Raw genomic sequence first — 25,131 nt, 5'->3', positions numbered from 1 at the left:
AGGTAAGGCAACAGGTGATTTAATAATGGTTCTTGATTTTACCCAAACTTACCCTACGCTCGGTTTTATAAATTGCATAGAGGGTCAGAAAAGAGTGTCTTTCCCTCCATACGGGAATTAAGTATTAATGCTGAATTGCGAGTGATAAATTGTGAATGTAAATTTTTAAAAATCGATATTTTATATCCACAACTGATTACTGATAACTTTACACAATTACTTATTTCAAATGGATTTGCACTGAAACTTCTTTCTGCCCTTGCAAAATACTTGCTTTGTAAGAGCCATATTTTGCTTTGAAATGTACTTGCTGCATACCTTTCAGCGTCGCTGTAGATGCCACCAAAACTTGTTTATTAGCATTTTTGTCGGTAATAAATACTTCGACAGGTTCTGAACCTTTCACCGCAAAATCCAAAACAAAATCATCAGAATCTGGGTGTTTGGTCAGGTTAACATCTTGGGTTTCAGGGTCTGGCTGATACATGTAGAAACCAGTCGGATATTCAGGTTTATTAATGCCCATTTTCTTCAAACCTGTTTGGAGTTCTTTGATATTCTCTCCAAGCTTCCAAAGCAAGCCCGAACGATAGTTTTCAATCATCACCACCATTGGTCCTTGATCAATCGCCAGATACTGGTTAGAATACCAATTTTTAGTGGCATTGAAGGCATCATAAAACCCATATTTTCCAAAAAGAGTTGCCCCTTTTTTCAAATACATATAGCGCATAGCTTGATATGACTCAAATGGTGTATATGGAAAAGATGAAATCGCTGCCGTTGGACTTATTGTCCCATTATCATTGGTTGGGGAGTGAGCATCATAAAAATTATAATCATCACTTGCTGTCAATCCCCAGTTGTCTGTCGAATAACCAAACTCTTTTGGTGCCTCGTTTACACAATGCTTATAATTGATGAGTGTTTGAGCTTGATTATGTTGCCAGTAGTTTGTTTTCTCATCTTGCATCAAACGTGGGTCAAGACTTAGGTATGAATAATGGGCAAAAAATAACGAGCCTCCGTACGGAAAGCCAACTGTTAGTTTATATCCTAAATAGTCTTTACCATTTTCATAAAAATCACTTTTCTTCCAAGTGTTTTGATACACCTCTGGTTTGATAGCATGTGTTGGAGAACCTAATGCCAACACGTAAGTAATCAAACACTCATTATAACCTCTGATTGGCATATTCATGTCCCAGTTATATTGTGGTGACCAGTGCCAATACAAATGCCCGTCGCCTCTTGAAGCATACCAGTCCCATTCTACACTTTCCCATAATTTGGTAATGGTATCTCTTAAGTTTTTTTCGGCTGGTGTTCCTGCGTCAAAGTATTCTCTAGCTACCAAAAGTCCATTGACCAAATAGGCAGTCTCTACCAAATCGCCCCCATTATCTTTTTCGCCAAAGGGTACCATTTTGCCTGTACGACCATCTAACCAGTGCGACCATGCACCATGAAATCTATCTGTTTTACCTAAGAAATTCGTCATCTTCTGAAGATGCTTTACGGCGTCCTCTCTCGAAATCCAACCTCTATGAACAGCGGCCACAATGCTCATAATACCAAAGCCTGTACCACCTGAAGTAACAATATTGGGAGTTGCAGTACGCTCGGGAGCCATGCCAGAAATAGGATGAGCAAAATCCCAGAAATACTGAAATGTAGCTTTTTGTACTGTTTCTATATACTCATATTTCTCATTGAGCTTTACCAGTTTAGCTGGTGTTTCTATCTTTTGTTGTGCCCACCCAGACTGCATCATTCCCAGTGCAAGTCCCAAAGCCATAGTCGCTTTCTTCATTTTAATCAGTCGATTTGGGATAGTTTTTTCTTGAAGCGTTATCAACACTCAAAATCTTTTATGATAATACTTTAAGAAAGAATTGTTATTTTTTTTATAAAAACTTTAAATTTGACATGGCAAATGTAGATTTAAAAACAACCTCATTCCTAATTTTGGGGTACATCATTACTACATCAAAACCCTTTTTTTTCACTGTTTAGGCATATTTTAACTACGTCATACACAATTTTAGGATGATTGGAGCGACTTTGGAATTAACAAACTTGTTTTGTAGGAAAACACTTCTTGCTTTATTTACTTTTCTTCTTACTGGAAGCACTCTTATCTGGGGTCAGGCTTTTGGCGGCAATAGTATCAGTAATATTGGTACACCAGAAATTATCAATTTCAACAAACAACAATATGGTGCCCATTATCAGAATTGGGATGCTACCCAAGACCCACTTACAGGCTTTATGTATTTTGCTAACTCCAAAGGAATGTTGGAATATGATGGCAGTAACTGGAAAACATTTGAGCTTCCCCGTAAACAAATTGTAAGGGCTGTAACTGCGGATGGCTCGGGTAAAATATACACAGGAGGCATGGCAAGCTTTGGCTATTGGGAAGCCAACGAGCATGGAGTTTTAGCCTATCATTCTCTAACACACTTGATTCATGATAAGGAGTTTGCTCGTGAGGAAATCTGGCATATTATTCCTTATCAAGAAGGGGTATTGTTTCAGTCATTTGCCTTTTTATATTTCTACAAAAATGGAAAAGTAACAAAGCTTAAAAATCCTGGAACAATCTTATTTGTGCATGAGGTACACCATCGATTATTTGTAGATGTTATCAATAAAGGCTTATTCGAAATCGTAAACAATCAATTTAAGCTATTGCCTGAGGGAGAAAAATTAAGTCGCGAAGTCATAGATGTGATTTTACCTTTTGAAGGAAATTCCTTGTTGGTCTGTACCAATAATGGTTTGTTTGTTCACAACGGTACATCTGTTAAGCCCCTGAATACCCAAACCAATGAGTTTTTTCAACTTTATCGACTAAACCGTGCTATCAAACTCCATGATGGTCAATACTTATTTGGGACACTTTTGAATGGCATCGTTTTGACTGATGCTAATGGTAAAATTCTCCGCCATATCAACCAACGACAAGGCTTGCAAAATAATACAGTGCTTTCGCTGTACGAAGACAAAGTTCACAATGTTTGGGTTGGACTCGACAAAGGTATCGATTTGCTGATGCTAAGCTCACCATTGAGCTATTTTAGAGATTTGGATGGGTATTTGGGAACCGTTTATGACATTGAATCACTAAATGGTTGGCTTTACGTTGGTACTAACCAAGGAGTATATTGCAAACCCATTAATTCCAGTACACCTTTTAAACTAGTGCCTAAAACTCAGGGACAAGTATGGGATTTGGCGGTGATAGACCAGCAGCTTTTTTGTGGGCATAATAATGGAACATTGCTAATTGAAAAAAATCAAGCTCGACTCATTTCGGATATTACAGGAGGGTGGACCATCAAAAAACTAAAAAGTAACCCCAATTGGTTGGTTCAAGGAACCTATACAAGACTATGTTTTTACAAAAAACAAGCAAATGGTTCTTGGATATTCGACCACACGCTCGAAAATCTTGGAGGGTCATTTACTCAAGTTGAAGAGGATAACAATGGCTATTTATGGGTTTATCGTCCATCAACAGGTATTAATCGAATTAAATTGGATACAAGCTTCAAGAAAATCATTTCCAATCAACCTTTCGAAGGAGAAGAGTTTAGAAACAGTACCATTAATCTTCGCTTTTTCCAAAATAAGATACTCATCACTAGCTCCAAAGGAATCAAGTCATATCAGAACGATACCAGACAATTTCAGTTGGATGAAGACTTACAAAAGTGGCTTTTTGGAGAAGTCATCCATAAGATTTTCCCCATTTCGGCTGACGAATTGTATGTCCTACGTAAAGACGGTTCTTTGAGCTATGCTAAAGTGGGACAAAAACCCATTGATGTTCCCATTCCTAATAACCGTTGGGTGGATATATACGAGAATGTAGTAAAAATCAATTCTGGTGAAGTATTAGTCTGTACTGAAGATGGATTTGTGATGCTACCTTCTGCTCAAATTCTTGATAAACAAACTTCTAACAGTATCAAACCTTTTATTCGTAGTGTGTCTGTTGTAGATGACAGTACAGCATATTTGTATAGATTTCCTCCTCATAATCAAGAAATTACGCTTGACTATGATGAAAATAGCTTGAGTATTATTTTTAGTACGACAAGTATTAGTCCGAAAACAAAATATAGTTATTGGTTGGAAAATGGTATGAAATCATGGTCACCATACCAACTAATATCCATGAAAGAGTTTAGTAATCTCCAACCTGGCTCGTACATTTTTCACCTAAAATCTAATCAGAATGCTGAAGAAAATATCATCAGTATTACGATTTTGCCACCTTGGTATTGGAACGCTTGGAGTAAAGGTTTGTACACTGCCATTTTTATAGGCATTAATCTCCTATTCTATCGTTATCAGGACCGTAAATTTCGATTAAAACAACTAAAAGAGCGCCGTAAATTAGAGCGTCGCCTTCGCAGACAAGCTGAACTAAGCGAGCAGGAAATCATTCGCTTGCGAAACGAGCAATTAGAACAAGATGTAATTAGAAAATCAGAAGAACTTGCCAACTCAACGATGACTTTGATTAAGAAAAATGAATTGCTTTTGGATATAAAACAGGAGGTCGACAACCTCAAAAAAGAATCGGGGCGCAATGTTGGCAATCAAGCGTATCGACAAATTATGAATTTGATTGACAGCAATATTTCGTCTGAACAAGATTGGCAGGTGTTCGAATCAAATTTTAATAAAGTCCATGAAGAATTTTTGAAAAAACTGATTGAGCTCTATCCAAATCTTACCCCAAGTGATTTAAAATTGGCTGCCTATTTACGGATGAATCTTTCGAGTAAAGAAATAGCGCAATTGTTTAATATCACCAATCGAAGCGTAGAGCTAAAACGCTATCGTTTACGTAAAAAAATGGAATTAGATACAGAGATAAATCTAGGAGAGTTTATGATGAAAATCTAACAGTAAATCCCCAAAAACACGTAGAGCCGTTGCATACAACGGCTCCAAACAAAATTCTATAAAACAAACATATTGCGATAGCAAACATTTATACATCCTTTCATACAATAGCTCCGCAAGGATTTATTCCAATTTATAAGGTAAAAACTCATCTACATTTGTACCATAACGATGTAAATCTCTGATGATAGTCGAACTAATAGGAGCCAGATGTGGAGACGTTATCAAGAACACTGTTTCCAATCCTTTTACCAAATAACGGTTTACTTGAGAAATGGAGTTTTCGTATTCAAAATCAGTCGTATTTCTTAGCCCTCTAAGCAGAAAATTAGCATTCATTTCCTGTGCTATAGTAGCAGTCAAATTATTGTAAGCCACTACCCTGACTGGTTTTCCTACAAAAGTTTGCTCAATCCATACTGTCATTTTTTCGATGGAGAAATAGCGATTTTTGTTCGTATTGTGTCCAATACCGACAATCACCTCATCAAAAATCTCCAAAGCTCTTAGCACAATATCCTCATGCCCTTTGGTGAATGGATCAAATGACCCAGGGAAGAACGCAATTTTTTTATTCACTTTTTCTCAAGTTTTATTCACAGTGAAATGACTTAATTATACCTGCAATAAGCTATAGGCCTTATGCCGTAAGCTTAAAAGTGCTTTTTATAAAAGGATAGATTTTCTCACCTAATTCCTACCAAAGCCATAGCTTCCTAGTTCAAAAGTAAATCTCGAACTAGGCAGTAATACAATCTTTCATTCCGATATAATTTTTCGGAATCTGTCCCTCTTCCCATACTCTTACTGTCTGAAAATCACCTAGTTCAACATTGGTAACATATTCGGAAAGCGTCGCAAGCAATTGACCATCAGCACCTAATTCTCCAAATAATTTTACAACAGCTTTTTCAGGACTTATAGATAACTCGCTCAATGTAGCCAAAATATAGAAAAGCGCATCATTGGTAGACCTTGTCGGAAATCTATTACACAACTGCAATTTTCCATTATTGGTCACAACTACATTTATAGCGTCTTCCTTGACATAGATATATATGGCAGGGTCGAGACGAGACTCGGCTTTTGCCACTTCAAGTATAATTTGACAAACAGGGATATATTGAATCTCAACAAGCGGGTAAGTCTGTGAAAACCAATTTAATAATTCCGTTTCTACACTAAAAACATGTACTAACCCAAAGGCTTCATCTATTTGAGAAAGAATCTGCTCTGAATTACTAATCAACTGACCTTTAGCCAATTGAAGATATTTTTGCAAAAATTCTTTTCTAAAATAAGGTAAGGGAACTTGCACAAATGACTGAGAATCGCACTGAACATGAATTGAATGCCATTTAATGGATTTCAAAAATTCATGCGAAGAATAAATAAAACTAATATTATCCACCACACTCGAATCGGTATCTAACCACGAAAGAGAATATTCTTCGACCCAAATAATTTGTGTTGTTACTGAATCCTTTACCCAAAAGCAGAAACTCTTCGACGAAATTTCGAAGAATAGCTGATAGGTTGGTATTTTTTCAACATCAAAATTTGGGAGAAAAAATTTTCCTTTAGGTTGAATATTTGAAATAATCGCCTCCAATTGTCGTATGGGGTTGAAGAGGGTAAAATCCATCATAAAGTACTAAAATTGTATTTTCACTTCCAGAACCACTATCATTATTTCCTGTTATGGTAAGATTAATTTTACGTTAACAGGGATGCAAAAATACAATTCTGCTTCAAAATATGTGAAGAATTCTATGAATTGCAAACGATTATTCGTAATTTTTACTGACAATCAAGCGATTAGCCTTTTAGTGAGTCGTAATAACACATTTTGATTAAATCTAAGCATTGTTTAGGACTTTTTAGCACAAAATCCTTTGATAGAAAATAATTCATCTAAAGAATTACAAAGAGAAAAAACTCTATGTGCTTGAGGCGCTGGCATTTGCTTGATTTCATCAAAGCTCATCCATTTAATTTCTTGAATTATTTGGTCTTTCATCTCTGGGTCAAAGCCTTTTTGGGCTTTTCCATCGATGATTTCTACTTTAAAAAATAATTCAATAGCATGAAGAGGAGGCTCTAGGAATTCATTTACAAAAAGCATCTCTCCTATCGATATTTCGGTTTGAGTTTCCTCTAAAAATTCTCTTTTAAGTGCTTCATTCACTGATTCGCCGTATTGAAGCCCCCCACCTGGCGGACACCAAAAGTCTGCTCCTTGCACTACACCAGCGTGATTAATCATTAATATTTTTTGGTCTTGGACACAAATTCCACACACTCTTAATCGTAGTTTTTGAGCATATAAATTCAAGACTTGTTCGTGTGCCACATCTGTAATGGTACTCATTATATTTACTTGTTAATCAAGCGATTAAATAATTTATTTATACTTTAATATATCTCCGACAATCATTTACTATCAGGTGAATTGTTTCTATCTGTAATAATAATTTGACGGTGCAATTACATCAGATACACCAGATTAAGAGGGTAAAAATACAGTAAAATTTACTAGGATTTCACAAAATATCAGAATCATATTTCCGAATTGACAAATTTTTAAACCGTCATGTGTGATACATTCGTAGTGCCTCCCAAGTCAAGTAAAGATCATTGTTGGATTTTTGGAAAAAATTCCGACCGAGAACCCAATGAGGCTCAGTCGGTTGTCGATATACCTGCACAAGAACATGCTGTTGGTAGTGTCTTAAATTGCACTTACCGAAGTGTTCCACAAGCCAGATTTACGAATCGAGTAATTCTTTCAAAACCATTCTGGATGTGGGGTGCCGAAATGGGTGTCAACGAACAAGGTGTTGCGATTGGTAATGAAGCCGTTTTTACCAAAATTCCCCTCAATAAAGAGAGCACAGGACTAACAGGCATGGATATGCTCAGAATTGCCTTAGAGAGAAGTAATTCGGCCGAAAATGCCTTGGATTGTATATTGGAACATCTCCACAATTTTGGACAAGATGCTTGTGGAGGGTATCAAAATCGGAATTTTTTCTATCATAATTCCTTCTTAATCGCCGATGCAGAAAAAGCTTTTGTCCTTGAAACTGCTGGTAAATTATGGGCTATTGAGTATGTAAAAGGCGCTCGAAGTATTTCGAATGGACTCTCTATCGGAAACAACTATAACGAATTGGCTCCTGATGCGATAGATTTTGCCAAAAAGAAAAAGTGGATAAAACCACATGAAGAGTTTAATTGGTCAAAAGCCTTTTCGTCGTCTTTTATGAGCTGGGCTAGCAGTTGTAAAGTACGACAAATACAAAGTACTTCTCAGGCACAGCAAGCTCATTTTGATTTACATCATGGCATTAACCTCCTAAGTTCGCATCATGATGACGAGGGTTTTCAGGCGCACAAAGCCACTACCAAAGATATTTGTATGCACGCAACTGGTGTATTATGTCCCAACCAAACCGTTGGCTCAATGTTAGCATTTCTAAAACCACGCACCAATAGTTCGGTTTGGGTCACTAACACCTCTAATCCCTGTCTGTCGGTTTTTAAACCATTATATTTTTACGATAAATCAGAGCTGCCGCTTCAACCAACACAGTCTGCTGACAATTCTATCTGGTGGCAAGCCGAAAAATTACATAGATTGCTCCTGTCGGGAAAAATTGAAGAACCTCATTTTCAACATATTCTCCAAGATATCTCCAAAACTAGAGATACAATTCATCATCAAGCTATTGGGCATGATATATTGGTAAAACAAGGATTAATGTCGCCCGTTTCAGCCACACGATTTGCCTTTCAATCATATCAAAACCATTTGAAAGACTGGTTACAGTGGGCAAATCAGTCTCCACAAAAGCGTTTGGTATATCCTCCTCTCTATAGTTTTTTCTGGAAAAAGCAGAGCAAAAGTGCAGGGTTATAAGGTTTTAGGAAAACGAGTCATCATCAATTTAGTGAATTGAGATTGAGAAAATAAGTGATTGTTTTAGTCTATGTTCTAGTAGAAGACAAATTTTAACATAATCACTCATTCTCTCAATCACTAAATTCAGGATGATTCAACTCACTCTGTGCCTTTGTGCCTGTTCTCTTATTTAATCAACCCCATGATAAAGGTATATGGCGCCATAAGTCCAATTAGGACCTTCAAGATTTGGATAATTATATCTATCCATCATCAAAGCAACATACTTAAAAGGGTATCCATCTGGCAATTGTACTACATTTGGCCAAACTCTTGTACCAGTTTTATCATCCCAAGGTGGCAAATCCATCTTCAACGTTCCTACACTTTGTAAATCTGGATATGAATAAAAAAAGATTTCTCTTTCTTGACTTCCCGAAAAGCAGTAGCGCTGATCGCCTATTTTTTGAATAGAGGTCCCGTTGAATTATGACTAACTGGTCTAGCAATTTTTTGATAGTTTTTATTCCAGTCCTTTGACTCAAGCATTACAGCTCTATATCCACCTTGATTTTCACAAGTCAAAATTCTCCATTTCTTAGCTTTTGAATCATACAAGATATGTGGATCCTCAATATCGCCAACAATGCCAAAAGGATTTGCTTTCATGATTGAAAAACCAAATCGAGGATCTTTGGTACTTTCGATTGCGAGCAGTTGTTTCTTTTCTTGAGGATTGGCATACGCACTAAAACCAGTTGTCAAGCCACGCCATAATTTTTCTTTTCTATCATAAAAAATATGTGAAGCAATTTCATTGCGGAGTAACCCGTCATTTCTATCAAAGACTACAATTCCTTCGAGCTTCAGGTCAAACAAACTTGGGTTCATACTGAAGACTCCTTGAATATGATGAGGCAATGCCCTGCCACGTATCGACATTGTGTACCAAAAACGTCCTTGGTCGAGCATAGGCTCTCCGTCTTCGTAGGTGATGGCGCGAATATCGGCAAGTCCCATACCCGCACCCAGTACTGAACTTACTTTATTGACCTCTATCCTACCCGATTGCAGGGAGACAAACAAATGACTTTGATAGGTATTAGGTATTGAGGCATTCTTTTTTGCGTAAATCCAAATACTGACTAAAATCGGATTGTCCAATGGGTATAACCTGTTCCTCCGACTGTGCAAATACGGTCAGCCCGCTACCTAGCATTTGGAGGATAATCTTTTGTGGCACACCCCCTTTTTTAAAACCTTTATTGGTAATAGCCTTCTCTGACAACGTTTTGCCTTGGCTAATAATTTTTTGCTGAACCCCTGCTATTTGGTTATTTAAGAATAGGATTTTTATGAAAAATTGCGACGTTTTTTCTTGATTAGTAAACTCAAATCCAACGTCGCCATTGCCCTCCAAATGCCCCAACTCAATACTGTAGGTAGCAAAAGGATTAAAACCTCCAAACCAAATAGAGGTTTGACTTTCTTGCGTTGATTGCAAAATTAACTGCTTGTTTTTGAGCAAAATCTCTGCCTGAGTAGGCAAATGGTGCTTCGCAGGGTACATCGAAGGCATCCCGATTATTTCCTCAGGAATCAATGAGGCTAATGGGAGCGCCAATTTTTCATCAAAAATAAATCTACGAACACCTTGTCGGACAAATTTGATTTTTTCTGGTGAAGGCGCATTTTGTGCATGAAGATTTACAATAGAAAGCCAGAACAGCGTCCAGATGGGTAATAATTTCGAAATTTTCATAGAATTGGGATAGTCTCAGAAAGGCGATTGACCTTTCTGAGATTTGACATTTGTACTATATTGCCGAAGTTATGGAGGACAAATGAGGTTTGGTAACCTTGTTTACACTGTTCCAATTCAAATGATTTTCATGGAAAAATTTTATTTTTCAAGAATTAACAACTCAGTAGTATCCTTTTTTATGCAACTAGCGGTTGTAATCTGAAACTGATATTGCAGTCCATTTTCAGTTAAGGAAAGTTTGCCTTCACCCGTGGCTAACCTACCATAGTCTCTTACTCTACCATGTACTTTCTCAAAAATCAAATACTTTTTTTCGGCTACTTCATAGAGAAAGCGGTGTTTGACAATACCTTTTTTCCGATGATACAAATTCAAATTACCATACTGTGAGGTAAGAGAATCTTGAAAAAAAGGAAAAAGAAATACCGTTGCCAGCAAATACACATACGCACTTTTCAGGGTATTCAGCAATATTAAAATCAATCCTCCCACTAGGTAAAACAAGTAATAGAAAGTGCTTGCTCTGAGTGGTTTAACATGCAAGACAAATAATATAATTCCTGAACCGTAAAGCCCTAAATTGAGGATATAACTCAAGCTCGCATTCAATCTGTATGTGCTAAAGTGTAATAGAAAGTTACACACAAATACTAGCAATAATCCTAGATGTAAGGTAGATAGATATTTTTTTAGGTGTTTCATAAGATGTGCATTTTGCTTTTAAATAGGTATTTATTTTAAAATATTTTTCCAATATTTTACTGATAATCTTGACTCATCAATAATTGATAGCCATTATCTATTTTCAGAAATTTGATGAAATTTTGTGAGATAACACCTTTTTCATGATGGGTAAAAACCACTTCCATGGTTGGATAAAGCCAAGCTTTTCCATTACCACAATTATCAAAATATTTGTCAAACGCCTTATTAGAATAGCCAAAGCGACTTAGTGCATCCACAAATATCTGATATTCCATTTCGGGTTTAAATAATAGCTGTAATTCAGCTTTAAAATATTGATATTTCTGTTGAATCTTTCGTTGTGTTATTTTGGACAATTGTGTTGGGAGACGCTTTACAGCACTGGTATGAAAGGTATTTTTCTGCAATTTATCGATAGTCAAGTCTATCAAAAATTCGTTAATTAACCAATGTTTAAACTCGTTTTCAAAATCAACAAAAGAGTAATATTGTCCATCTTTTGCTAGAAAAGATTTTCTAATTGGATTTGTAGAAGGTAATGCTGACTTTTCTAGAGAATAAAAATTAAGGTTATTTTCTGAGTTAAAATTTTCAATTAATACCTGATTGGTAGTATCTATTAGCATCGTATTACCTCCATCAAAGAAATAATGTTCATCATCTCCTACTTTTTTAGCACCTTTTAAAGCCATAATCATTCCATTCACAGATCTGCTAAGCGCATTATATTCCGCAGGGATTTTTACATTTCCATCCTTATTAAACATTCCTACAAGGTCACTTTTAGGTACTTTAAAACGAATAAAGCCTTCATTCTCACAATCAGGAGAATTATCAAAACTTATGGTACTATCTCGTCCTACGACTCGTCCGTTTTTGGTCAGATAATACGAATTCCATTTCTGGTGAATGGTCTGTGAAACCGCCATGATATGTTCAAACCTTTGAGCCGCAAAATAGCCATTAAACTTAGGCTTGATACGCACTACGCCTTTTGAGTCTTTGTAACCTACCAAAGTGCTGTTCTTATTCCAAAAAGCTATCCAAACATTTTTTTCTTGTGCCTTTACAGGAAAAAGTTTGAGCGTCAAAAATAGCGTAATCAGGATATTTTTCATCATAGGTTTGAGCTAGTTTTATCCATCGTTATTTGGAAGTAAAAAATACTAAGTAGTTGATTTAATCATTCACTAGGGAAGGAATTTACTAAAGTTTATCTCGTTTTCATATTTGAAAATGTACATTTTATCAAAATCCAACATAAGCACAATATCGTCCATAAATTTCTTTTAATTTTGACCTGACAACAAACCCTTCTCATGAACGCAATTATCGACCATTTTCAAAAATATATTCTTTTAAATGACGAAGAAAGGAATCTTATTCTTCCTAAAGTTTCTCACAAAAAAGTAAAAAGGCGCCATACTATTCTTCAAGAAAGAATGGTATGTAAGCATTATTCTTTTGTAGTAGAAGGCTGTTTTCGAATGTATGGTATCGACGACAAAGGCTACGAACATAATATTCAGTTTGCAGCCGAAGGAGATTGGATTTCGGATATAGGGAGTTTTCATTCGGGCAAAATGAGTCAGTTATATATCGAAGCAATAGAACCCTCCGAGGTGATTCAGATAGAGCAACAAGATTTGTATTTTTTATATAATCATATTCCTAAGCTTGATCGAATTTTTAAGGTAATCATGGAAAATAAATTCGTTGAGCTTCAAAACAGAGTGCTTCAAACATTTAGCTCTACGGCAGAACAACGCTATCTAAGTTTTTTGGAACAATACCCTAATTTGTCGAATAGGTTACCTAATACCCAAATTGCCTCGTATTTGGGCATAACACCAGAGTTTTTGAGTAAAATTCGGAAAGATATTACCAAAAAATAACAGAAATATATGAGTGCTGAATGATGAGTTGTGAATTTTGAATGTATTTTTAATTATCAATACTTTACATTCACAAAAAAAGCTAGTTCGAAACTTAGTCTCGGACTAGCCAATATGTTTTTGTCTACCACCCAATGCTTACTAAGACAATCTTATTTTGCATCGTATTTTGTTACTTTCAAATCTTTGAAATAACCTTCTGTCCAGTTTCCTACCCAAAGTCCAATGCTGCCAGCGTTATTTTCCCCATGTTTTAAATCATTGACAATCAAGGATGGTTGTTTATTATTATTCAAAAATAATTTTGCTTTTGCTCCTTCAACTTCTATTCTCATCGTAATCCATTCGTTGAGTCCCATGTCAGCATAGGATTCATATTTTTCTGGAGCTTCCTTTCTGAAGCGATCAAAGTCGTAATCTGGAAATGAAAAATACTGTATGCTATGGTTTCGGCGAACTTGGTCGTCTGCTCTCCCATTTGTAGGACGAATATAGATACTTTCGAATTTACTATGATTTTCATTAATCCTAAAAGCCAAACCAATAAAACCTCTCGATGTAGATGGAGCGTTTTTCATCAATCGACTCAAAACTTTTACCTCGATACTTCCATTTTTTAAGTTCAAGTTCTTCAGTTTAACGAATGTTGGTTGGTCAGCTCCTTGGATTGTAGTGTCATATTCTACTTTCACAACATCTTTACCTTGCATTTTCACCAAAGACAAATACACCTGACTAGGTTCAAGATTTTCCTTATTCAATTTTATACTCTGAGCTAAAACACTCATACTAAACAAGCTAGCAATGAGAAATAAAACACTTTTTTTCATAGTCATCATCAAAGTTTAGTTTTTCAAAAAAGGAATAATACTTGCCCAAGTTGCAGGAAAATTTTCCGAAAAACAAACATGACCCGTATTAGGAATAATACTCAACTGAGCATTAGGAATCATATTATAGGCATTGATAACCGTTGGCAAAGGGGCGTTTCTATCCAATTCGCCTGCCACTAACAACATAGGGCACTTAATGGAGGCAAACAATTCTTTACTGGCGGTCATGGAATTATAAAAAGTCTCCATACCAGCCCAGAACTCTTCTAATCGCTGAGGTTGGGGCATTAGGGCTTTTTGTTGGGTTCAATATGGCGGGTCTAAAGCAAGCAATTCTTTGGTATATGCTTTGGCTCTTTCCAATTCCTTTACTATATCGTTGGTTGTTGTTTGCGCTTGCGAAAAATTGTGCTTCCCAAAAGAAGACAAATGGTGATGATAGATTTCATATTTGTTCGTAAAAAGTTTGTTATGTTTTGTTTAAAGAAAACCTTACGATGACATTTTACTTTTTACTTCTGACACTGTGACTGTTTTTCCCAATGCACCAAACTCGTGCAAATCGCCAAAAACCTCAATACGAATCGATTGGTCTAAACCACCTACCCTTGCAGGAGCAAAGCCATTGTCAAGAATAAGTTGTTCGACTGAGAAGTTAATATTGGTATCGTCGGTAGCATAAAACAGCACCGCAGCATCAGGTTGTTGGTTGGCAGAGTTTGCCAGTGAAGCAGCACCTAAAGTTCCCAAAGCTTTGGCAAGTTTGGCGCCATTAGGTAAAATAGCGGCATTGATAAGACCTGCAGACTCATTTTCTCCAATGATTTTATCAAAACCTCCTTTTTCATTTGGAGCAATAGGATTGGAAGGATCAATTACAATTTTACCTTGAAATAGAGATTCATATTGTTGAAAAAGCTCTTGAATGGCACTAAACCAAACCGCCAAAACAATTATATCTGCTTCTTTGATTGCCTCCTCAATACTCAAAGGCTTAGCCAGCGTACCTAACTCTGTCGCCAATTGTTGTGATTTTTCAAAAGTTCTATCTGCAACAATGATAGCGCGATGGTGATTAATAAGATTTTTTGCCACTACTTGACCAATATTACCAAGTCCAATAATGGCTACTTTTGAAGGGTTAGAAATTTCCATTGTCGTATATGTTTTGATTGATTGACAATGCAAAATTAGGGAGAAGGAGCCGCAGCCACACTTAATCTATCTTAGGAAATAGACTTAAGCTAGATTAAGGGTAAGTTTTAGTGCTGAATTGTGAATGGTAAATTAGTACTGTACGAAGGACTACAAAAACTGTTTATTTAGGATATCGGACGTTGGATTTCGGAAGTATAATCTTCTATATTTTGTAAAAAATAAAGGTATTTTACTTTATTTCCGAAATCTCAAATCTGAAAATGAACAATTACAAATTAAATCACTTCTCAAAACTTACAAAAAAAGCCTTTGGGATTTCCAAAGGCTTAGATTTTAACTATTATTTTTTTCACCCAAAAATGGCTGATTATAATATCTCTTACCAGTCGACTTGTACAAAGCGTTGGCTACAGCGCCAAATACAGGCGGAAATGGCGGTTCCCCAAGTCCTGTAGGATCTATGTCATTTTGGACAAAATGTACATCTATTTTTTTAGGTGCTTCGTTATGGCGAATCATTCGATAGTTATGGAAATTGCTTTGTTCTGCCATACCATTTTTATGCGTTAAAGCCCCATAAAACGAATTACCAATCCCGTCAACCACTGCTCCTTGTATCATATTGATTGCAGCGTCGGGGTTTACAACCACTCCACAGTCGATGGCACTGGTTACGTGTTCTACATAAGGCTGTCCGTCACGCATGACCATGTCAACTACATGTCCAGCATAGGACGCATGGCAGAAATAAGCTGCTACACCTCGTTTTTTGCCACTATTTTCGGGTTTGCCCCAGCCAGATTTTTCTTTGAGTAATTCTAATACACCTGCATATCTGTCTGCATCGTACTCATTATTTTTTCCTACGGGATTTTCTTTAGCACGTTTTAGTAAATCAAGACGAAACTCGATTGGGTCTTTGCCCATTGCTTCAGCTACTTCATCTAAAAAGGACTGTTCTGCCGCAGCATTAAAGTTTGATCGAGGAGCACGGAATGCACCTATGGTAATATTAGAAGGAATTTCCCACCCTTCGGCCAAGTAATTATCAATTGCTCCAGCAGGAAAACGATTAGCATGAATTGGATTTTCAGGAATCCCCCCCCCTTTTATATGAAAACCAATCAAATTTTTATTGGCATCCAACGCTGCACGGTAGGTTGCTGTGTACATTGGGCGATAAATGCCGTAAGTCATATCGTCTTCACGGGTGTATATCAATTTAATTGGCGCTTTTAATTTTTGGGAAATACGAGCTGCTTCATATACATATTGCCCATAAGCTCTACGACCGAAACCTCCACCCATACGAGTCATTTGGATTTCAATTTTATCGGCAGGTAAATTCAAGATTTTTGCTAGTGTAGGTTCCATCCAACCTGGCGCTTGTAATGGTCCAGCTACCAAAGCCTTATCCTCAGAAACATGGGCGAAAAAGTTCATCGGTTCCATGCAGTTATGAGCCAAAAATGGGGCATTGTAGGTACGCTCTATCACGGTCGCAGCATTTTTGAAAGCCGTTTCGGGATCCCCATCTTTACGATATTGCTGTGCTGGTTTTGCGGAGTTCCGCCCATTAGCATAATCAGCCATTAATGCCAATTGGTCGCTTGTGGTTTCTAACCTGCCCGGAATATTTACTTCTCTTTTGCCTCCTCGTCCTATCATGGTTTCTTTGATGTCGCCAGTGAGTTCCCATTGGGCTTTGATTTTTTTACGAGCGTTCATTACTTCCCACGTAGATTTACCAACAATGGCAATCATTTCGTTGGAAGTGCGAGTATCAAAACCACCTTGTTCAAAACCATCATCATAGAGTTTAAAGCTAAAAATATCTTTGATTCCTGGCATTTTTAGGGCTTGGGAAGCATCAAAAGATTTAAGTTTCATTCCAAAGGCAGGTGGATGCTGAATCATCGCAATCAGCATTCCATCCACATGATAATCCATTCCAAAAAGTGGCTTACCTGTTACCACTTTCAATCCTTCTGTGTTTTTCTTTGAATTTCTTACAATAGAAAAATCTTTAGGCGATTTCAACTTTACATTTTTGGGAATAGGAATGCTTGAAGCTTTACTAGCCATTTCACCATATTTTGCCGATTTACCGCTTGAGTGAGCTAAAATGCCTCCTTTGGTTGTAATTTCAGAAGCTGGTACACCCCACGATTGGGCAGCAGCTTCAACGAGCATTTCTCTGGCAGTTGCCCCTGCATTTCGCAAAGGGTTCCAATACATTCTCACAGAGTTACTTCCTCCTGTAAACTGTGCTCCGTATTTTACATTATCATGAGTACTCATTTCTACCACGACGTTCTTCCAATCTACATCGAGCTCCTCTGCAACAATCATGGGAAGTGAAGTCATCACATTTTGCCCAAATTCAGGATTCGGACAAAGTATTTTGACCGTATTATCAGGGGTAATCTTGATGTATGCTGTTAGTTCATTCCATTGCTCAACGTTGTTTAATGTGGGCTTTTTCTCAGCAGCTTTTGCTTCCGCAAACCAACTAAAACTAAGCATCAAGCCACCTCCTGCTAATGCAGAAGACCGTAAAAAATCTCTTCTACTGTGTGATTGTAAATTTTTCATAGTCTTTTCTTATTTAGCATTTGATGTTTTAGCTGCCGTTTTGATTGCTTCTTTAATTCTTAGGTAAGTACCACAACGGCAAATATTTCCGCTCATAGCATTGTCAATGTCTTCGTCGGTTGGCTTAGGATTACTTTTTAGTAAAGCTGATGCCGACATAATTTGTCCACTTTGACAATAGCCACACTGAGCAACATCGTGTTCGAGCCATGCTTGTTGAACAGGATGCTTACCAGTTTCAGATAAGCCTTCAATTGTGGTAATAGCAGATTTACCAATGGCTGATACAGGTAATACACATGAACGAGTTGCATTTCCATCCAAATGAATGGTACAAGCACCACACATCGCCATTCCACAACCAAACTTTGTACCTGTCATTTTTAGATGATCTCTCAACACCCAAAGAATTGGTGTGGATGGATCAACATCTATCTGCTGAGTTTTTCCGTTTATTTTAAGAGAATATTTTGCCATAATGCTAGTTAATTACTTTAGATGGATGATTAACAAAACTATAGGATAAAATCAATGTTAAATAATGCTATTCAAATAAAAACTTACAATTTTCAAACATTTTTATTTTCAAGAATAAAGACTTAAACATTTTGGCTTTCTGTCGCTCCTACGGAGCTTTTACAAATGAATACAAGATAATTCTTTTTTATTCAATCTTATCTTTATAACTACTTCATTGTTAATGCAATACAAGATACATTATGCGGTAGAAAAACAATTTCCGACCGCTTTTTTAATGAAAAGTTATAGAATCATACTCGTTTCAAAATTTGGAATGACTCATGTTTTTGATACTTCTTTTGTTCTAAAATTTAACTATAAGTAGATTTTGTATAACTTTCCCTTTTGTAATAACTTAATTTTGATTAACTCACTTGTGTCAAACAACTGACTGAATTGATTATAAAGACCAATTATTTTTCCTAAACTATCCAACCTTTTAACAGAACAATGAATAGAAGAGATGTTATAAAAAATGTAGCCTTGATGTTGGGCGGTGCTTTTTCGGCTCCCACACTCATGGCGATGAATCATTGGGAGAGTCCGACCAAATCTTATCCTAGCGTAGCTACTTTTAATTTGACTCAAACACAACGCAATATCGTAGCCGAAATCGCAGAGTTGATACTTCCCAAAACTACAGCTCCCAACGACGCTTCGCCTGGGGCAAAGGATGTTGGTGTTCCTGCTTTCATCGAAATGATGATGAAAGACTGCTATTTGCAACCCGAACAAATGAGTTTTATAGAAGGTTTGGAAAAGATGGAACAAGTGAAGTTTTTGGAGCTCAACGATAATGAGCGAAAAGGTATACTCAAATACTTGGAACAGGAAACCAAAGCCGAAATGAAAGCTCGACAAATGAAACAAACCAAAATGGGCGACAACGATGACCATGAAGATATTAAAAAAGTAGCGAAAGGATTACCGTTTTGGCGACTCATAAAAGAGCTAACGCTTTTGGGATACTTTACTTCAGAGGAAGGAATCAAAGCTTCTTTTGAGTATGTACAAATACCAGGAAAAGTGGAGAATATCAAGTTGAAACCTAATCAAAAATCCTATGCTTACTAGATGATAATATAGAATTGTGAGTCTTAAATTGTGAATTGTCCTTGTCTAATCACCCATTTTAAGCTCGGTTCTATATTCCTTAAAGCATTTTTAACTGTTAAATCGCTGAAAATAATGTATTTGAATATAAAAGCTACTAAAAATAACACCTTTGATGCAATCGTGGTTGGCTCGGGTATGACGGGTGGGTTTGCTGCTAAGGAATTAACTGAAAAAGGATTAAATGTATTGATGATTGAGCGTGGTCGTGAAATAAAACACCCGCAAGATTATGATACTGCTATGAAACAACCTTGGGAAGTAAAACATAGAGGCAAAGTTACGGCACATTCGGCTGAGGAACTTTGGGCAAATAAGCGTTTTGGAAACTTGGCGAATGACGAGTCAGGCCCGTTTTTTACAAATGATAAAGACAATCCATATATTGAAAAACGCCCTTTTGACTGGATTCGTGCATACCATACAGGTGGAAAATCGATGCACTGGGGACGCCAGTCGTATCGTTTCAACAAAGAAGATTTTGAGGCTAATGCCAAAGAAGGCATCGGTATCGACTGGCCTATTCGTTATGATGATTTGGCTCCTTGGTACACTTACGTAGAAAAATTTGTAGGCGTTAGCGGACAAAAAGAAGGGCTTGATGTATTGCCTGATGGTCATTTTTTGCCAGCTATGCCACTATTTGCTCCCGAAGTGCATTTCAAGAAAATGATGCTTGAAAAATTTAATCGTCCCGTAACGGTTGGACGTGTGGCCAATCTCTCTCAACCACAAGAATGGCACACCAAACTGGGAAGGGCTTCTTGTCAATATCGTAACAAATGTGTGCGAGGATGCCCTTATGGAGCCTATTACAGCTCGCTTTCAGGAGCAATTCCAGCCGCTAATCTGACCAAACGCTTGAGTATGTTGCACGATACCATTGTAGCCGAGATTCTTTATGATGAGCAAAAACAACGAGCTACAGGTGTACGCGTAATCAATCAAATAACAAATCAAGTAGAAGAGTATTTTGCTAAAATTATCTTCTTAAATGCTGGTGCCATGAACACAGCAGCCTTGATGCTAAATTCAAAATCAAACCGTTTTCAGAATGGTTTGGGAAATGACAGCGATCAAGTGGGGCGTAATATCATGGATCACCATTTGGGCGTAGGAGCTACTGCTACGGTGGAAGGTTTCTTGGACGACTATGTGTATGGTCAGCGACCAAATGCACTTTATATCCCTCGTTTCCGCAACTGGGGCAACGATAAGCAATCTTATCTGAGAGGTTTTGGCTATCAGGGTGGAGCAAGCCGTGAAGGTTGGAGCAGAGGCGTAAATGCCGATGGTTTTGGTGGTGACTTCAAACAAAGTTTGACCAAGCCAGGGCAGTGGACAATTGGTTTTGGTGGTTTTGGCGAAGTGTTGCCTAATCCCGAAAATCGTATGTATCTCGATCCAACTAGAAAAGACCAATGGGGCGTACCGATGATTGTGTTCGATGCAGCTTTTGGCGAAAACGAAATTGCAATGCGTAAAGATATTATGAACTCCGCTATGGAGATGATGGATGCCGCAGGCTTTAAAAACATTGCAGGATATAACCGACCAGAAGTACATTTAGGACTAGGAATCCACGAAATGGGAACAGCACGCATGGGGCGTGATGCTAAAACATCCGTTTTGAATGCCTTCAATCAAGTACATTCTGTAAAAAATGTTTTTGTGACTGATGGCGCAGCAATGACTTCGTCATCATGTGTCAATCCTTCTATTACTTACATGGCTTTAACAGCTCGTGCAGCCGATTACGCTGTCAAGGCTTTGAAGAAAAGAGAACTTTAAGAGTAATTGAAAGTAGTTTTTGAAAGGCACAAAGAAAACACTCACTTTGTGCCTTTTTTTATTTCATTTTCGAAAAAATCAAAGGCATGCTTTTAGCATCAAGCGTGCTCATTTCTACCAATTTAAGAGATTTTACCATGTGTAAAGTTGCCTTTTTGTAATACAGAAAATGAGGCGTTTTCAAGTGAGCTTCATACGCTTCTCTGCTAGCATATATTTCCAAAAGTCTGAAAGTGGTAGGATGGTCTTTTTGAAACATCGGAAAAATCGAAATAACACCCGTTTCCAACTTGACAGACATAGATGATTCTTCTTTCAAAATAGCCATATATTCTTCCAAATAAGTAGAGTCAATCTCTATTTCGGCAATACGAACCATCATGCTTGAAGAGGGTGTCGTTTGTGCATTTACGGCTAAATTGGTCATTAATGCGAGGGCTAGTGTTAAACAAAATGTTCTCATATTTACGTTGTTTGATGAATACAAAATTCGAGTAAATTTTAGCGAAACTCTTATACAAATTACACCACTTCTTACCAAAATTCCTGATTCACTAGAAATAACTCATAGAACAATTATCTTGGACTTATAAAAAATCAAGATATGGAAAAACTGACCAGTGTAACCCAATTCAATACCATTAGAGGACAAATAACGCACCACCCGATGATGACGGTTTTGGACCAATCACAATCTTGTATGGTATGGTCAAAGCCCTATTTGTCGGAGTTATTTATCATCTTTTTGAAAGATATTCGTTGTGAGGATTTCAAATATGGACGTACCCATTATGACTATGAAGGAGATACGTTATTGTTTATTTCTCCAGGGCAAATATTTGGTATTGAGTCAGTTGAAGAAAAAATGATTCAACCAACAGGATGGGTGATAGCCTTTCATCCCGATTTTATTAGAGGTACACATTTAGGAAAAACTATTTCGAGCTATCCTTTTTTTCATTACCATTCTCATGAGGCTTTACACGTATCATCGTTTGAAAAAGAAATGATTGTCGACAATATGCAAAAGATAAGTCAAGAATTGGAAGGACGAATCGACAAGCATAGTCGCATGATTGTGATTAATGCAATTGAGCTATTGTTGAGCTATTGTACACGCTTTTATGATCGCCAATTTATTACACGAGAAAACCTTAATCGAGATGTTTTAGCCAGATTTGAGCACTTGCTTTATGAGTATTTTCAATCCGAAAAGCCACAACTAATCGGAACGCCAACGGTAAGTTATTGTGCAGAGCAACTACATTTTTCAGCAAATTATTTTGGAGATTTAATCAAAAAAGAGACGGGAAAGACAGCGCAAGAATATATCAAAGACAAAATTATTGAGATTTCAAAAGAGCGGATTTTAGATATATCTCAGTCAATCAGTGAAATAGCTTATGAGCTAGGTTTTAAGCATCCACCACATTTTACTCGATTATTCAAACAGAAAGTAGGTATTTCGCCTGTCGAGTATCGGTCTATTTCAGTGTGATTACTCTTTTTCCAAAGCAAACAAATTCTTTAGTTTACTTTGGAAAAAGAGTGAAATTTAAAACCGTATTATTCTTAAACCGATACCATTGCAGGAATATCGTCGATACTTCGTCATTCTAATCGCTCGTCGAATTCGCCATTTTGGAGACTCACTTTCTGAATTGGCATCCAAATAACTATCTGGTTTTGAATAGTAAGGGTAAAATTTACACTTTTGACCTTACTACCAAAAAGATGAATCTGCTCAACACAGGTTTTGCTACATCCTGCAACAACGACCATGGTATATCGCCAGACAAAAAATGGCTAGTGGTTAGTCACCATGACCAGACAGACCCTTCCACAAAGCCATACAAATCAGCTATTTTTATCCTACCAATTACAGGAGGTACACCCCGAAGAGTAACTTCAGAGGTTATGTCTTTTTGGCTTGGTTGGACACCCGACGGAAAAACGTTGGCCTATTGTGGTGAAAGAAATGGGAACTACGATATATATACGATTGGCGTTGAAGGAGGAACCGAAAAACGGTTGACCCAAACAGATGGCTTAGACGATGGCCCCGATTATTCGGCTGATGGAAAATACATTTATTTCAACTCATACCGAACAGGACACATGCAAATTTGGCGAATGCTGGCAGATGGAACTCAACCAAAACAATTGACTTTTGATGAAAACTCTAATTGGTTTGCACATCCATCACCTGATAATCAATGGATTGTGTATATTGCTTATACTTCTGACGAAAAGCAAAATCATTTATTTGGTAAAAATGTCAAGTTGTGTTTAATGAATCTCAAAACCAAAGAAATCAAAGATATAACACCTGTATTTTATGGTGGACAAGGCACGATTAATGTACCATCATGGAGCCCAGACAGCAAGAAAATTGCTTTTGTGAGTTATAAAGTTAAATAAGTTACAAATTCTGACCTTGTTAGAAAAATACAGAAAAGGTCTAATTCATTGATTCATTCAATTACTTAATAATAAAATAACCCCAATAAACATATTCCTATTCTATGAAAAACAACAACGATGCTGCTTCGAGAAGAAGATTTCTGCAACAAATTGGTGCAACAACCCTTATTTCGGCTACTTCGCCATTTGCGTCATTAGCCAACCAAGGCAAAGCCGAAGAACGTATTTTGCAGTACAACAAAAAGATTACGGCCAATGATAAAATCCGTATTGGCGTTATTGGCTACGGTGTGCAAGGGCATTTTGATTTGAGTACTGCACTCAAAGTGCCTGGCGTTGAATTAGCTGGTATATGTGACTTATACACAGGAAGAATAGAGAATGCCAAGGAGCAATTCGGCAAAGATCTTTTTACCACTCGAAATTATAAAGAGCTTTTAGATAGACCCGATATTGATGCTGTCTTGATTTGTACGACAGACTGTTGGCACGCGCGCATTACCCTTGATGCTCTTGCAAAAGGTAAGCACGTCTATTGCGAAAAACCGATGGTGTACAAAATCAGCGAAGGTCATCCTGTGATTGAGGCAAGCAAAAAATCAGGGAAAGTATTGCAGGTTGGTAGCCAGCGTGTAAGTAGCCTTGGTTATGCCAAAGCCAAAGAATTATTGGCGGCTGGCGAAATCGGAAAGCTCAATATGGTGAATGCCGTTTACGACCGCCAAAGCTCGATTGGCTCGTGGGAATACACGATTCCAAAAGATGCGGATGCCATGACTACCAACTGGGATAAGTTTATAGAAGTAACTGAAAAAATGGCATTTGATGCTAAAAAATTCTTCTGGTGGCGTGCCTTCAAAGAAGTAGGTACAGGTGTCGCAGGTGACTTGTTTATTCACCTGTTGAGTGGTACGCACTTGATTACCAACTCAAAAGGTCCTGAAACTATTTTTAGTACAGGACAATTTAGCTACTGGAAAGATGGTCGTAATATGCCAGACGTAATGTCGGGTGTGATGCAATATCCTGACTGTGCCGAGCATGACGCCTTCCAGCTGACTTTACAGGTAAACTTTATCAGCGGTACAGGAGGACAAGAAATTATAAAACTTATTGGTTCTGAAGGAGCTATTGAAGTAATGGGCAATAACATTACCATCAAACATAGCATCATGCCAGAAGCACCAGGCTTTGGAGGTTATGATTCGTTATTTACTTTTTCAAAAAGTATGCAAACCGAAATGCAAGCCGATTATGATGCTAAATGGACAGCCGAACAGCGCAAAAGAAAAACGAAAGACGATATTGTTTTCAAAGTACCAGCAGGCTACAGCGACCATCTCGACCATTTTACCAACTTTTTTGATTCGATTCGTACAGGTAAACAGGTAGTCGAAGACGCCACTTTTGGGTTCAGAGCGGCAGCGCCAGCGTTGGCGTGTAACGAAAGTTATTTCTCTAAGAAAATCATTCAGTGGGATCCTGTGAAAATGAAATTAAAATAGT

At 37.3% G+C, this 25,131-nt stretch carries 23 protein-coding genes; 8 read left to right on the top strand and 15 right to left on the bottom strand.

Translation table 11 applies throughout. The features are described 5' to 3' along the window. Positions 1-220: 220 nt before the first annotated feature. Entirely contained in the window at positions 221-1,813 is a 1,593-nt protein-coding gene (locus tag QM491_RS12710; protein WP_283327869.1) for a glucoamylase family protein, read from the bottom strand. Between the two features lie 236 nt (positions 1,814-2,049). Here QM491_RS12710 and QM491_RS12705 point away from each other — a divergent pair, with 236 nt between their 5' ends. Continuing rightward, entirely contained in the window at positions 2,050-4,923 is a 2,874-nt protein-coding gene (locus QM491_RS12705; protein ID WP_283327868.1) for a two-component regulator propeller domain-containing protein, read from the top strand. A gap of 123 nt (positions 4,924-5,046) precedes the next feature. Here QM491_RS12705 and coaD read toward each other — a convergent pair whose 3' ends face one another. The 3 genes from coaD to QM491_RS12690 all read right to left on the bottom strand — a co-directional run bounded on the left by coaD (position 5,047) and on the right by QM491_RS12690 (position 7,294). Beyond that, positions 5,047-5,502: a pantetheine-phosphate adenylyltransferase gene (gene coaD, locus QM491_RS12700; RefSeq protein ID WP_283327867.1), complete on the bottom strand. Its 456-nt coding sequence runs from the start codon at positions 5,500-5,502 to the stop codon at positions 5,047-5,049. 160 nt (positions 5,503-5,662) lie between these two features. Further along, entirely contained in the window at positions 5,663-6,571 is a 909-nt protein-coding gene (locus QM491_RS12695) for a DUF3822 family protein (protein WP_283327866.1), read from the bottom strand. Between the two features lie 222 nt (positions 6,572-6,793). Next, complete coding sequence (locus QM491_RS12690) at positions 6,794-7,294, bottom strand: NUDIX domain-containing protein (RefSeq protein ID WP_283327865.1); 501 nt, start codon at positions 7,292-7,294, stop codon at positions 6,794-6,796. Between the two features lie 222 nt (positions 7,295-7,516). Here QM491_RS12690 and QM491_RS12685 point away from each other — a divergent pair, with 222 nt between their 5' ends. Next, on the top strand, positions 7,517-8,845 hold the full coding sequence (locus QM491_RS12685) for a peptidase C69 family protein (RefSeq protein ID WP_283327864.1): 1,329 nt from the start codon (positions 7,517-7,519) through the stop codon (positions 8,843-8,845). A gap of 172 nt (positions 8,846-9,017) precedes the next feature. Here QM491_RS12685 and QM491_RS12680 read toward each other — a convergent pair whose 3' ends face one another. The 5 genes from QM491_RS12680 to QM491_RS12660 form a co-directional block, all read right to left on the bottom strand. Beyond that, positions 9,018-9,197 (bottom strand): hypothetical protein, encoded by a 180-nt coding sequence (locus QM491_RS12680; RefSeq protein ID WP_283327863.1) that lies wholly within the window; start codon positions 9,195-9,197, stop codon positions 9,018-9,020. 89 nt (positions 9,198-9,286) lie between these two features. Then, entirely contained in the window at positions 9,287-9,991 is a 705-nt protein-coding gene (locus QM491_RS12675; protein WP_283327862.1) for a hypothetical protein, read from the bottom strand. After that, positions 9,930-10,589, bottom strand: a complete 660-nt coding sequence (locus tag QM491_RS12670; RefSeq protein ID WP_283327861.1) for a hypothetical protein — start codon at positions 10,587-10,589, stop codon at positions 9,930-9,932. Before QM491_RS12670 ends, QM491_RS12675 begins: the two co-directional genes overlap by 62 nt. Before the next feature lie 141 nt (positions 10,590-10,730). Next, positions 10,731-11,294, bottom strand: a complete 564-nt coding sequence (locus QM491_RS12665) for a hypothetical protein (RefSeq protein ID WP_283327860.1) — start codon at positions 11,292-11,294, stop codon at positions 10,731-10,733. 56 nt (positions 11,295-11,350) lie between these two features. Then, positions 11,351-12,418 carry a WG repeat-containing protein gene (locus tag QM491_RS12660; RefSeq protein ID WP_283327859.1) on the bottom strand — a complete coding sequence of 356 codons (1,068 nt, stop codon included), beginning with the start codon at positions 12,416-12,418 and terminating at the stop codon, positions 11,351-11,353. 198 nt (positions 12,419-12,616) lie between these two features. Here QM491_RS12660 and QM491_RS12655 point away from each other — a divergent pair, with 198 nt between their 5' ends. Then, complete coding sequence (locus tag QM491_RS12655; RefSeq protein WP_283327858.1) at positions 12,617-13,192, top strand: Crp/Fnr family transcriptional regulator; 576 nt, start codon at positions 12,617-12,619, stop codon at positions 13,190-13,192. A gap of 152 nt (positions 13,193-13,344) precedes the next feature. Here QM491_RS12655 and QM491_RS12650 read toward each other — a convergent pair whose 3' ends face one another. From QM491_RS12650 to QM491_RS12630, 5 genes are all read right to left on the bottom strand, one after another. Then, the gene (locus QM491_RS12650; protein WP_283327857.1) at positions 13,345-14,022 is read right to left on the bottom strand and encodes a hypothetical protein; all 678 of its coding nucleotides are present in this window, start codon (positions 14,020-14,022) and stop codon (positions 13,345-13,347) included. A 15-nt stretch (positions 14,023-14,037) separates the two neighbouring features. Then, positions 14,038-14,313, bottom strand: a complete 276-nt coding sequence (locus tag QM491_RS12645) for an alpha/beta fold hydrolase (protein ID WP_283327856.1) — start codon at positions 14,311-14,313, stop codon at positions 14,038-14,040. 204 nt (positions 14,314-14,517) lie between these two features. After that, positions 14,518-15,180, bottom strand: coding sequence for an NADPH-dependent F420 reductase (locus QM491_RS12640; RefSeq protein ID WP_283327855.1), 663 nt, complete (start codon positions 15,178-15,180; stop codon positions 14,518-14,520). A gap of 336 nt (positions 15,181-15,516) precedes the next feature. After that, positions 15,517-17,778 carry a xanthine dehydrogenase family protein molybdopterin-binding subunit gene (locus tag QM491_RS12635; protein WP_283327854.1) on the bottom strand — a complete coding sequence of 754 codons (2,262 nt, stop codon included), beginning with the start codon at positions 17,776-17,778 and terminating at the stop codon, positions 15,517-15,519. Between the two features lie 9 nt (positions 17,779-17,787). Further along, positions 17,788-18,255 (bottom strand): (2Fe-2S)-binding protein, encoded by a 468-nt coding sequence (locus QM491_RS12630; protein WP_283327853.1) that lies wholly within the window; start codon positions 18,253-18,255, stop codon positions 17,788-17,790. A gap of 492 nt (positions 18,256-18,747) precedes the next feature. Between QM491_RS12630 and QM491_RS12625 the strand changes: the two genes are divergently transcribed. Together QM491_RS12625 and QM491_RS12620 are read left to right on the top strand one after the other, a co-directional pair. Further along, the gene (locus QM491_RS12625; protein WP_283327852.1) at positions 18,748-19,371 is read left to right on the top strand and encodes a gluconate 2-dehydrogenase subunit 3 family protein; all 624 of its coding nucleotides are present in this window, start codon (positions 18,748-18,750) and stop codon (positions 19,369-19,371) included. 114 nt (positions 19,372-19,485) lie between these two features. Then, positions 19,486-21,201, top strand: a complete 1,716-nt coding sequence (locus QM491_RS12620; RefSeq protein WP_283327851.1) for a GMC oxidoreductase — start codon at positions 19,486-19,488, stop codon at positions 21,199-21,201. 58 nt (positions 21,202-21,259) lie between these two features. Here QM491_RS12620 and QM491_RS12615 read toward each other — a convergent pair whose 3' ends face one another. Next, positions 21,260-21,664 carry a putative quinol monooxygenase gene (locus QM491_RS12615; RefSeq protein ID WP_283327850.1) on the bottom strand — a complete coding sequence of 135 codons (405 nt, stop codon included), beginning with the start codon at positions 21,662-21,664 and terminating at the stop codon, positions 21,260-21,262. Positions 21,665-21,805: 141 nt separating this feature from the next. On the opposite strand from QM491_RS12615, the gene QM491_RS12610 reads away from it, so the two are divergent. The 3 genes from QM491_RS12610 to QM491_RS12600 all read left to right on the top strand — a co-directional run bounded on the left by QM491_RS12610 (position 21,806) and on the right by QM491_RS12600 (position 25,130). Next, the gene (locus QM491_RS12610) at positions 21,806-22,699 is read left to right on the top strand and encodes a helix-turn-helix domain-containing protein (RefSeq protein WP_283327849.1); all 894 of its coding nucleotides are present in this window, start codon (positions 21,806-21,808) and stop codon (positions 22,697-22,699) included. A 236-nt stretch (positions 22,700-22,935) separates the two neighbouring features. Beyond that, on the top strand, positions 22,936-23,622 hold the full coding sequence (locus QM491_RS12605; protein ID WP_283327848.1) for a TolB family protein: 687 nt from the start codon (positions 22,936-22,938) through the stop codon (positions 23,620-23,622). 104 nt (positions 23,623-23,726) lie between these two features. Then, positions 23,727-25,130 (top strand): Gfo/Idh/MocA family protein, encoded by a 1,404-nt coding sequence (locus QM491_RS12600; protein WP_283327847.1) that lies wholly within the window; start codon positions 23,727-23,729, stop codon positions 25,128-25,130. Position 25,131 lies beyond the last annotated feature (1 nt).

It is taken from the genome of Flectobacillus longus, assembly GCF_030056705.1.
Taxonomy (GTDB): domain Bacteria; phylum Bacteroidota; class Bacteroidia; order Cytophagales; family Spirosomataceae; genus Flectobacillus; species Flectobacillus longus.
The sequence above is the reverse complement of the archived record's forward strand: the minus strand, read 5'-3'. Positions and strand labels throughout refer to the sequence as shown.